The organism is Pseudomonas sp. G5(2012) (genome assembly GCF_000408945.1).
Taxonomy (GTDB): Bacteria; Pseudomonadota; Gammaproteobacteria; order Pseudomonadales; family Pseudomonadaceae; genus Aquipseudomonas; species Aquipseudomonas umsongensis.
The window spans coordinates 1-11082 of sequence record NZ_APIO01000199.1; the positions used below are offsets into that span (position 1 = coordinate 1).

The following is an 11082-nucleotide window of genomic DNA, read 5'->3' on the forward strand; positions in this document are numbered from 1 at the left end:
CATGCGATTGCTGGAAGAAAACGGTGTGCGGGTGGCTGTGTTGTCCGGGCGTGATTCGGCAACGCTGCGCAAGCGCGTGGCTGATCTGGGCATTACCCTTTGCCAGTTCGGCGTGAAGGACAAGCAGGCGGCGTGCAACCAACTGATGGTTGAAGCCGGTGTAAGCGCCGCGCAAACGGCGTGCATTGGTGACGATTGCATTGATCTGCCGGCCTTTGCAGCGTGCGCTTTGTCGTTTGCCGTAGCGGATGCGCCGGTGTATGTGAAAGCGGCGGCCACCCATGTGCTGAATGCGGCGGGCGGTACCGGTGCGTTCCGTGAAGTGGCGGACAGTATTCTGTTTGCGCAGGGCAAAGATGCGGTATTGGGCACTGCGGCGGGTTATGCGCAGGTGATGGCGAAGATGGCGCAGTAAGCCGACGAGTCATACATAGCAGCGTGTAACGGGGCCGATATTGGGCCCCGTTCTTGTTTATGCAAATCGATATTTGGTCGGGGACCGCCTGTAGGAAATTACCCAACAACAGGCCAATGCGCGCCAGATAATTGGCAATTGATGGGTGGAATCCGTACTATCGCGCCTCGCCTGAATCGGGACACAAAGGTTCAGGTGTGCTCTGGAGTGGATGTTGACAGTGGAACCCATGGATAACGAATCAAAGCAACATGGACTGTTTGGTCGCGACGATGTGTTCTGGTGGGGCGCTGGCAACCTGGAAAAACGCTTGAGCCATGTGCTCGGCCACCCACTGGATGAATACAGCATCACGACCCGGGACCTTGAGTCCAATGCCTCGTTCGTCAACTACGTACGCCATCATCACCTGACTCATCGATCCAGCGGGGAGAGTCTGGATGTGGTGGAAAAGTCGATCCGCAAGTTGCTGTTCATTTCCAGCCTGGAATCGCGCTTCTATCGCGAGCGCGGTGTGTTGGCGGGCGGCGAGCATTTCAAGCATCCGGGCTGCCTGGGGGTAATTGAAACTCTGCGGGAAAGCCTGATCTTCACGCGTTTCGTGAAGGGGCGAGGACCGCAGATGGTCAGGATTGCGCCGCAGATTGCCCAGGGCATCGCAGAAATCGAGGCGCTGTCCCATCGGCACTTCCAGCCGGCCAACTGGCGACAGCGTTACCGGTTCTGGGAAATGGATTATTTCCGCCCGTGGTATCTGCTGCGCTGGCGTTTCAATTTCGTGCGTTACCTGCCCTCCCTCAGGGACCTGCCCGCCGACGATGTACGTTTTCACGGCCTGGCCGAGCGTCTGCGCCGCTTGCAGCCGGCCTTGCGCCAAGCCCAGTCTCGGGCCCGCGATACCCAGCGCTGCCTTTGCCACATGGATTATCTCGCGAAGAATTTTTTTGTATCGCCCGAAGGCTTGCAGATGATCGACTGGAGCGAGGTGAAGATCGGTCGGGTCGGTTTCGATGGCGGCGCTTATTTGAGCGGGATTTTCCGCCAAGGGGACCTGGCGCGTTTTACCAAGGTGCGCGCCGAGTTCTTGAACGCTTATGTCGAGGCATTGGACGAGCGATTCGATCAGCAGAGCGCGTTACGCAACGTGGATTACTTTTTCTTGCAGAACGCGCTGTGGCATTTCTTGAGGCCCAAGACCATTGCTGACTATCAGCGACGGGGCAAGCTGGATCTGTTGCATGAGAAGTATGAGTACTTGTTGGCGCTGCCGTTGATTTCGGACCGTTAGGCGAGTCGATACACAGGATCTTTGTTTGAGGTGAGGACGCCTCGCTGGCAAGCCAGCTCCTACAGGGGGGCTTGGTTGATGAGAGGGCGTCTTCATGCCGGAGGATTTGCGAGCGTGATTACTCTTGCGGATCGAGATTATCCAGCGCCCGATTCACCGCCATATCAGCCAGCATGATCACTTGCTGGATACCCAACAACATACTGCGCTGCGGTCCGTCGACGAATGTTGCGAAATCACTGGCCATTACGTTGGCGGACCTCAGCGACTCACAGGCGTAGGCCAGCAAGGTCTCGGTATCGATACCGGGGGCGATGAGAAACATTGTGCTTGGGGAGGATTTGGGCATGGCGAAGCTCCATCTCTTGGTGATGTTATTGAGCCGTTTGGAATTCGGGGTTCCATGCCCGGCCGCTGATTTGACAGCGGCGGACAAAGGCTAGAGATGCCGCTTCCGAGGGACAACCTGAAAGGGTTGTGGGATGTTTCTTCGCGGGTTGAGTGAATCCAGGCGGTTTGGATTTGCTGGGATGGACGTCTTCGCTGGCAAGCCATCTCCTACATCCTAAGGAAAAAAAACCGTCATCTAGGGCTTTTCCCTACAGACAGCCGTTTCTCCAAGTGGCTTAAATTCACTTACAAGCAAGGACGCATCTCAACCATACACTCGCAGCATTACAAGGCAGCCGAGTACGATGCGTTATCTAATCTTCATCCTCATAGCCATAATCGTTGTCACCCTTTTGGCATCGCTGTATGGGTGGTATTGCCACCTACGAGATGACGAAGACGACCTGTATTACTCGCCCGAAAATCCTGTCGATTCAAACCACGCACGTACGCCTTGCATACAGCCAGCGGCAAGGTCTCGACAGCTTGATCACGCTAGCACGGCGAAGCCTTCGCCTAGCGCTTCAGGCGATCTGTCCGCCCACTGAACCCGCCCTTGATGCACCGAGTGATTGCCTTGAGCCGGCCTTCTATCTTGAACGGTGTCATCGCGTCATTTGGCGGGGACACGAGAACACCGGTATCGGACGTGCCGGGGTCTTCGCTGGCAAGCTCCTGCAGGGTCGGCGGCTGGCTTTTTTTGGTTGTCAACCGCCCGGTAAGCGTTGTGGATGCCACTCATCGGGCCGTTGATTGGCGGGGCTGCAGGTACGATGGGAAATGTCGATTTATGTGAAAAAGTCGTCAGATTCTTCCTACTTTTATGAATGGTTACCCTACGTTTGTATTATCATTTGCGCCAAATTTCATTGAGCATTTCCTCCAGGCACGCGCACTGATGCGCGCCTGAGTGATGATTGCGCCCGATATGGATATCCGCTGTTATTTATGGACAATGTCGCTCCACCGCGTCGCTCTTTGCTGATTCTGTCTAAAGGTGCGCAACAAATCCCTACCCTCCCCGCGCTGTTGCCTGAGTATCGGCTGCTGTGTGGAACGGTGGGCGACATTGCCCGGGCCGATGATGTGTTGGCGTGGGGGCGCAAGCCCAGTGCGTTGCGTGCCAAGGAAGCAGCCGATGCTGCGGGGTTGCCGCTGATCACGGTCGAAGACGGTTTTTTGCGCTCGGTGGGCCTGGGTGCTGAAGACCCGCCGTTGTCGCTGATCGTCGACCCGCTGGGCATCTATTACGACGCCACCGCCCCTTCTCGCCTGGAACAATTGATTGCGCAGCCGCTGACGCTGGCGCAGTCCGATCGTGCCCGTGCCCTGCAAGCAAGCTGGTGCGAGGAACGCGTTTCGAAGTACAACGGCGCGCGGATCGAAACCTGTGTATTGCCGCAGCCTTGCGTACTGGTCGCTGATCAGACGCGGGGCGATGCTTCGCTGCAAGGCGCCAGCGCTGCTGATTTCGAGCACATGCTCGAAGTCGCGCTGGCCCGTCACCCGCAGAGTACGGTGGTGGTCAAGGTTCACCCGGATGTGGTGGCCGGGCGCAAGCAGGGGCACTTCGACCTGGCGGCATTGCGCAAACATCCGCGGGTGCAGGTGATCAGCGATAATGTGCACCCCGCCGAACTGCTGTCGGCCGTCCAGGCGGTCTACGTGATGACCTCGCAGCTGGGCTTTGATGCTCTGTTGTGGAGCGTGCCGGTGCACACGTTTGGCATGCCGTTCTATGCCGGCTGGGGCTTGACCGTTGATGCACTGCCAGCGCCTGAGCGACGCCAGCTGGTTAGTCTTGAACAGTTACTGCATGCCGCGCTGGTGGAATACCCACGTTACGTCGACCCGGAGACGGGCGCACCGTGCCAGGTCGAAACTGTGTTGGCGTGGCTGGGTCTGCAGCGACGGATGCGCAGTCGCCTACCCCAAAGCCTGCACATGGTCGGTTTCAGCAAGTGGAAAGAGCCTCTGGTGCAGGATTTTTTTAACGGCTCATCCACCCAGTTTGTCCCACCTCCCAAATGCTCGAAGACCCGCTCAGCCGTGGTGACCTGGGGCTGCCAGCACGATTCGACAGTTGCACAACAAAACAACACCAACCACCTCGGCCGCGTCGAAGACGGCTTCCTGCGCTCCGTCGGCCTGGGCGCAAAAAAAACCCGCCCCCTGTCCTGGGTGTTCGACGACCTGGGCATTTACTACGACGCCACCCGCCCTTCGCGTCTGGAACACATATTGCAAAACGAGCCTTGTGCACCGGGCTTGTTGCAGCGGGCGGCGGCCTTGCGGGAAGCGATCTGCGCGGCCGGCGTGACCAAGTACAACCTGCCTGGCACGCCGTGGAAACGCCCGGCCGGTGTCGAGCGGGTGATTCTGGTGCCGGGCCAGGTGGAGTCCGATGCTTCGATTCGTTATGGCGCGCACCGGATCCGCCGCAACCTGGATTTGCTCAAGGCGGTGCGCGAGCGTCATCCGATGGCGTGGCTGTTGTACAAGCCGCACCCCGAAGTACTGGCTGGCACACGCGAGGCCGGCGTAGACGAAGAACGCACCAGCGACTGGTGCAACCAGGTGGTGGGCGATGTGCCTTTCCACTCTCTGTTGTCCGAGGTCGACGAGGTGCATGTGCTGACTTCGCAATCGGGCTTCGAAGCTTTGTTGCGCGGTGTGCCGGTGACCACGTATGGCCAGCCGTTCTATGCCGGTTGGGGGTTAACCGAGGATCGCGACCTGAGCCCGGACGTTCAGGCTCGGCGCACCCGGCGCTTGAGCCTCGACGAGCTGGTGGCCGCAACGCTGATCCGCTACCCGACTTACGTCAGCCGCATCACCCGAAAATTTACCACTCCTGAACGCACGCTTATCGAGATCCAGAACTGGGATGAAGTACCAACGCAAGGAAGAACTCCAACATGGCGAGAGATGATTCGGCGTTTGCTCCTTACGGTTTTGAAACCACGCCTCAGGCAATCCTGATTCCCAAGCAGCGCTCCCTGCGACCGGTGCCGGTGAAGCCGCGCAACTCGTTCCTGTTCTTGCAGGGCGTCAGTTCGCCGTTTTTCGCGCGCCTGGCCCAGGCCCTGCGAAACGAGGGACAGCAGGTCAAGTCCGTCAGTTTCAACATGGGCGATACCCTGTATGGCAGCGGTGCGCGGGTGTATTACTCGGCGCGCCCCGAGCAGTTGGCGGATTTCTACAGCCACTGCTTCAAGACGGAGCACATCACCGACGTGGTGCTGTTCGGCGATTGCCGGCCGGTGCATCAACCGGCGGTGACGCTGGCCAAGTCGCTGGGGATTCGTGTGCACGTGTTCGAGGAAGGTTACTTCCGGCCGTACTGGATCACCCTTGAGCGCAACGGTGTGAATAATCACTCGCTGCTGCCCCGGGACCCGGAGTGGTATCGCGAGGTGGGCAAGTACATTCCGCGTTATCACAACGGCAACGAGTTTCGCCTGTCGTTTGCCTCCCGGGCGCTGCACGATGTGATGTATCACGTCGGTGGCGCGCTGAACAAAGTGGTGTTTCCCCATTACAAGACCCACGCGCCGTTCAACGCGGCGGTGGAGTATGCGGGCTACATTCGCCAGGGCATTCGGCTGTTGAGCGCCAAGGGTCGCGATTCCGAGGTGATCAGCGAGGTGGCGCGCAATCGCAACCGCACCTTCCTGCTGCCCTTGCAGTTGGACAGCGATGCGCAGATCCGCGATCACTCGCCGTTCCGCCATATGAAGGATGTGCTCAAGCACGTGATGGGCTCGTTCGCCCGCCATGCCGGCAGCGATGCGCGGCTGGTGGTGAAGAACCATCCGCTGACGCCCGGTATCGTCAACTATCAGCGCATCACCCGGCGCATTGCCCACAAGCTGGGCATCGAAGACCGCGTGGACTTCCTCGAGAGCGGGCACATGCCGACGCTGCTGTCGCACGTGGCCGGCGTGGTCACGGTCAACAGTACCGTGGGCGGCTCGTCGCTGATGCACAACGTGCCGACCATCGCCCTGAGCGACCCGATCTACAACCTCAAGGGGCTGACCCACCAGGGCGGCCTCGACGCGTTCTGGGACCACCCGGAACCCCCTGACTCCACGCTGTTTCAACGTTTTCGCAGCACGGTCATTCACACCACGCAGGTCAACGGCGGCTTCTATACCCGCTGTGGCATCGACATGGCGGTGAACAACTCCCTGGAAGTGTTGATGGCGAAAACCTCGAAGATCGAACAGTACCTATGACGCTGCACAAGTCTCCACGCTGCATTCTCATCACCGGTGCCACAGGCGGCATCGGTGGTGCCCTGGCGCCTGCGTATGCGGCGCCGGGGGTGACCCTGATCCTGCAAGGCCGGCGCCTGGATCGCCTGGAAGAAATGGCCGCGCAGTGCCGCGCCCTCGGTGCGCGGGTGTTGCTGCAGCCGCTCGATGTCCAGGACCTGGAAGCCTTGCGCCGCTGGATCAGTGAGATCAGCGAGAGCGAGGCGCCGGACCTGATCATCGTCGGCGCCGGGGTCAACACCTCCGCAGGCGACAATGGCGAGGGCGAAGTCTGGGCGCTGTCCCAGGCGCTGATCGAGATCAATGTGTTGGCAGCCCTGGCCACGGTGCAGGCCGCATTGCCGTTTATGCGCGCGCGCAAATCCGGGCAGATCGCCCTGTTCAGTTCGCTGGCCGGCTGGCGCGGGTTGCCCGCCACGCCGAGCTACAGCGCGAGCAAGGCGGCGATCAAGGCTTACGGCGAAGCCATGCGCGACCTGGTGGCGGTGGACGGGGTGAAGATCAACGTGATCATGCCTGGCTACGTCGAATCGAAGATGTGCTTTGAGATGCCCGGGCCCAAACCCTTGCTCTGGGCACCGGACAAAGCCGCGCGCAGGATTCGCCGCGGCCTGGCGGCGAACCAGGCGCGGATCAGTTTTCCGTTCCCGCTGAACCTTGGATGCTGGGCATTGGGAGTCATTCCGCCACGGCTGTCGTCGATCATTTTGCGGTGGCTGGATTACGGTGCCTGATGTGTTGAGTAGTGCGTTTGGCTGGGTGGTTGTGCTCGGTTTTCTGTTGTCGTGCGGGTTCGAAAGACTCTTGGTGCCCTGCCCCGGCTGGCGTCGCCCGCTGCGCGCCTGGCTGCTGCACGCCGGTGCCTGGGCGTTCGCCGTCGGCTTGCTGTACCTGATCACCGGCCGCGCCTGGTTCAGCGCGGTGAACGTGTTGGCCCTGTGGCTGTTGATCGTGTTGGTGAGCAACGCCAAGTACCATTCGCTGCGCGAGCCCTTCGTCTGCGCCGACTTCGAATACTTCAGCGATGCGGTGCGTTTTCCGCGCCTGTACCTGCCGTTTTTCGGCATTGGCAAGGCGATTGGCCTGGCGTTGCTGTTTGTGGTCTACCTGGGCTGTGGGCTGTATTTCGAGCCGGTCGGCGCCAATGCCCGCGCCGTGGCGACGGGCACCTTGCTCGGGGGTTTGGCGTTGCTCTGGCTGGGTGGCTTCAAGCCCCTGAAACCGACCTTTGACGCTGGCCTGGACCTGGGTCGCTGGGGCCTGGCGGCCAGTTTGTGGACGTACTTTTTTGCCGCTCGGCGTCCGGTGGCGCTGGCGTCTTTGAACTCGCCGTTCCTTGGCGAGGAAGCACGCCCAATGGCCGATGCCACCCTGGCGGACCTGGTGTCGGTGCAGAGCGAATCGTTTTTCGATGCGCGCAGGCTTTGGCCCGGCGTTCGTGGGCAGGTCCTCGAACAGTTCGATACCTTGCGGGGTGAAGCGCTGGCCCAGGGCCGTTTGCAAGTGGCGGCCTGGGGTGCGAATACGGTGCGGACTGAGTTCGCCTTCCTGACCGGGATCAAGGTCGACCAGCTCGGCGTCCATCGCTTCAATCCCTATCGCCACCTGGCGCGCCAGGGGGTTGCCAGTGTCGCGCTGGAACTCAAGCGCCGAGGGTATCGCACGGTGTGCGTGCACCCTTATGTGGGCAGTTTCTACGGTCGCGACAAGGTGCTGCCGGCGCTGGGCTTCGACGAGTTCATCGACGTGCGCAGCTTCACCGAGCAGCAGAAGGCCGGTCCGTTTATCGGTGACTGCGCCGTGGCCGACAAGATCCGCGAATTGCTCGATGCGCCGGGTCGCACGCAGCCGTTGTACATCCATGCCATCACCATGGAGAACCATGGGCCGTTGCACCTGGAAAACGTCGAGGCGACCGATCTCGCGCAGTGGTTTGACCGTCCTCTGGCTGAAGGCCTGCGCGACCTGGCGCCGTATGTGCGCCACCTGGCTAATGCCGACCGCATGCTCGGCCAATTGCGCGAGCACTTGCTGGCCCGCGATACGCCGGCCGGGCTGTGTTTCTTCGGTGACCACGTGCCGATCCTGCCCGACGTGTATGGCGCCCTGGGTGAGCCGGATGGCGATACCGAGTATTTCATCTGGTCCAATCGCGTGCGTAGCGCCAGTGCTCCCATGGATATGGGGGTCGAGCATTTGGCCAAGACGTTTATCGATCACCTGGCGTCGGTAGGCGATGCAGCATGAACCCGTGCAGATCGTCCTGGCTTCCAGCCTTTCGGAGCGCGAGCCTGCGATTGCACGCTGGATCACCTCGGGGCGCGGCTCGCTGGCGTTCATCCTCGGCGATGAAGAATGTCGTCATCGCCTGTTGGCGGACGGGATCAATTGGGATCGGGTGTTGATTGCCTATCGCAGTGAAGGCGCTATCGGTTACGCGGCGTTCAAACACCATCGACGCGGGCCTTTTTCACCTGGCCCCGCGCCCTTCGTGCGTGAGTTCGGCTGGCTGGGGGGCTCGCTGCGCTATGGGTTGTTCATGATTAGCGAGTGTCGCGAGTGGTATTACGGGTTTTACCTGTATGGCTTGCGCGTGCGCAAAGTCGCCCGTCGCCAGGGCGTTGCCAGCGCCTTGCTGCAGGCTGTGTGCGAGCAGGCTTTGAGCTGCGGGCAGGAAAAAGTCGAGCTGGAAGTGCAAGCGAAAAACCTCGCCGCCCGGGCGTTCTATGCCCACCACGGCTTTGTGTCGATACGCACCATGAGCTGGCTCAGCCGCCTGGTGCCGATTCCAACTGTCATCAATCTGCGTCGCACGTTGTCGCCCCTTTCACGAGTGCCCCCGAAATGAATCGACCCGTCGCCCTTGAGTCCCTGGTTGAAGGCCCCGGCTGGGTGGGCATCATGTCGCAATGGGTGATGTGGAAAGTCTTTCACCTGGGCGAATTTCTCGACCCTGAAGGAACGCCGCAGTGGTTGTGGCGACGCGGTCGACAGCGGCCGGCGGGGTTGAAGGCGATTTCCGGGATCGGCTACAAAAGCTCGTCGGACCACGCCCGGGTGCTGTGCAAGCGTTGGGGGATTCCCTATGTGGCGCTGGAGGACGGCTTTTTGCGTTCTTCGTCGCTGGGGGTGGAAGGCGATACGCCGATGTCGATGGTGGTCGATCCGATCGGCATTCACTACCTGGCCGATCGGCCGTCGCTGCTGGAAAACATCCTGCAGGTGCCGCACACCTTGAGCGATGCAGATTTGGCCACCGCGCGGGAGTTGATTGCGCTGATGCGCAGCAGCGGCATCGGCAAATACAACAATGCGCCGGACTTGAGCGATGACGATCCGCTGGGGCGTGAGCGGCCGTTGGTGCTGGTGGTGGACCAGACCTACGGCGACTTTTCGATTCCCGGTGGCGGGCTGTGTGAAGCGGACTTTATTCGCATGCTCGACGCGGCGCTGGCGGAAAATCCCGAGGCGGATGTGCGGGTGCGGATTCACCCGGACTGCGTCAACGGCCACAAGAAAAGCTGCCTGCTCGACGCCGCGCGCGAACGCGGCCTGGTGCTGGAGAGTCGTCATGTTTCCTGGGCTTCCCTGGCGCGCCGGGCCCAACGGGTGTATGTGGGCACCAGCCAGGCCGGGCTTGAGGCGTTGATCCAGGGCATCCCGGTGACCTGTTTCGGCCTGCCATTCTATGCCGGCTGGGGTTTGACCGATGACCGCCTGGCCATTCCCCGTCGCCAGGCACGCCCGACCCTGGAGCAGTTGGTGGCGGCGGCGTATATCCGCTATTGCCGTTACGTCGACCCGCTGACCGACCAGCGCTGCGACGTGATGACCGTGGCCCGCCAACTGGCCCGGCAAAAGCAGCAGGACAGCCTGTTTGCCGGTAGCGTGACGGTGGTTGGCGTGCCTCGGCGCGAGCGGTCGGCGCTGCGTAGATTATTGAATAGCCGCTGGGGTCGTTTGACCTTCGCCCGCGACAACGCCGGATTGATCCCGACCGTGGCTCGCGAAACGGGGAAGCTGTTGGTGTGGCATGCCTGTGAATCGGGTGAGCTGCAAGCCCGTGCCGAGGCCCATGGCGTGACAATGTGGCGTATCCGCCCGGATGCGATGGAGTTGCCGTGCGGGGATGAACAACCGCTGGCGCAGATACGTGGTTTGCCTTGCAGCCCGCAACAGGCCCAGGCACACAAGGCCCACCCCAAAGCCGGCTTGCTCGAGAGCTGCGCACGTTATCGACAGATTCGGCGGTACCTCAAGGGGATGTTCGTACGCGGCGAGCACTGTAGGAGCGAGCATGTCGAATCGTCGCACCGTCGCGATGGTCGTCAACGATGACGCGGGGTGCCTGGTAGCCCGCGGGGCTCTCTGGTTCATCGCGAGCATGCTCGCTCCTACATTGGATTGGGTACAGCCGTGAGTGGCTGGTCGGCTATAAGGCCGCCTTCGCCAGCAAGCCGGCTCCTACAGAGGGAAGTGCGTACGGCTCCCGATCGGGACACCTCGCTTTGCCTTTTGATCTTCTTGCCCCCTCGATCGGAGTGCGGCGAGCACTGTAGGCGCGAGCATGCTCCGGGCGGCGTTCCGACGATGGTCGTCAACGATGATACGGGGTGCCTGAAACCCCGTGGTGCCCTCAGGTTTTTCGCGAGCAGGCTCGCTCCTACAGGGGATCGCGGACAAGCCTGCAATCAGGTCGGCTGTCAGGC

At 61.1% G+C, this 11082-nt stretch carries 9 protein-coding genes; 8 read left to right on the forward strand and 1 reads right to left on the reverse strand.

Going from position 1 to position 11082, the window contains the following annotated elements; translation table 11 throughout:
- Both PG5_RS32465 and PG5_RS32470 read left to right on the forward strand, forming a co-directional pair.
- On the forward strand, window positions 1-415 hold a 415-nt coding region (locus tag PG5_RS32465), incomplete at its 5' end, for an HAD family hydrolase (RefSeq protein WP_020801320.1).
- A 229-nt stretch (window positions 416-644) separates the two neighbouring features.
- Window positions 645-1703, forward strand: a complete 1059-nt coding sequence (locus tag PG5_RS32470) for a phosphotransferase family protein (RefSeq protein WP_020801321.1) — start codon at window positions 645-647, stop codon at window positions 1701-1703.
- A 118-nt stretch (window positions 1704-1821) separates the two neighbouring features.
- Here PG5_RS32470 and PG5_RS32475 read toward each other — a convergent pair whose 3' ends face one another.
- The gene (locus PG5_RS32475) at window positions 1822-2052 is read right to left on the reverse strand and encodes a DUF6124 family protein (protein ID WP_020801322.1); all 231 of its coding nucleotides are present in this window, start codon (window positions 2050-2052) and stop codon (window positions 1822-1824) included.
- A gap of 989 nt (window positions 2053-3041) precedes the next feature.
- Between PG5_RS32475 and PG5_RS32480 the strand changes: the two genes are divergently transcribed.
- The 6 genes from PG5_RS32480 to PG5_RS32505 are packed head-to-tail and all read left to right on the forward strand — an operon-like array spanning window position 3042 to window position 10711.
- Window positions 3042-5075: a capsular polysaccharide biosynthesis protein gene (locus PG5_RS32480; protein ID WP_042955979.1), complete on the forward strand. Its 2034-nt coding sequence runs from the start codon at window positions 3042-3044 to the stop codon at window positions 5073-5075.
- Entirely contained in the window at window positions 5012-6334 is a 1323-nt protein-coding gene (locus PG5_RS32485) for a capsule biosynthesis protein (protein ID WP_042955980.1), read from the forward strand. Before PG5_RS32480 ends, PG5_RS32485 begins: the two co-directional genes overlap by 64 nt.
- The gene (locus PG5_RS32490) at window positions 6331-7107 is read left to right on the forward strand and encodes an SDR family NAD(P)-dependent oxidoreductase (protein WP_020801326.1); all 777 of its coding nucleotides are present in this window, start codon (window positions 6331-6333) and stop codon (window positions 7105-7107) included. The genes PG5_RS32485 and PG5_RS32490 overlap by 4 nt, the downstream gene beginning before the upstream one ends.
- Window positions 7108-7111: 4 nt before the next feature.
- Window positions 7112-8620 carry an LTA synthase family protein gene (locus tag PG5_RS32495; protein WP_256229864.1) on the forward strand — a complete coding sequence of 503 codons (1509 nt, stop codon included), beginning with the start codon at window positions 7112-7114 and terminating at the stop codon, window positions 8618-8620.
- Window positions 8610-9221 carry a GNAT family N-acetyltransferase gene (locus PG5_RS32500; RefSeq protein WP_042955982.1) on the forward strand — a complete coding sequence of 204 codons (612 nt, stop codon included), beginning with the start codon at window positions 8610-8612 and terminating at the stop codon, window positions 9219-9221. Before PG5_RS32495 ends, PG5_RS32500 begins: the two co-directional genes overlap by 11 nt.
- Window positions 9218-10711 carry a capsule polysaccharide export protein gene (locus PG5_RS32505; protein WP_020801330.1) on the forward strand — a complete coding sequence of 498 codons (1494 nt, stop codon included), beginning with the start codon at window positions 9218-9220 and terminating at the stop codon, window positions 10709-10711. The genes PG5_RS32500 and PG5_RS32505 overlap by 4 nt, the downstream gene beginning before the upstream one ends.
- Window positions 10712-11082: the final 371 nt, after the last annotated feature.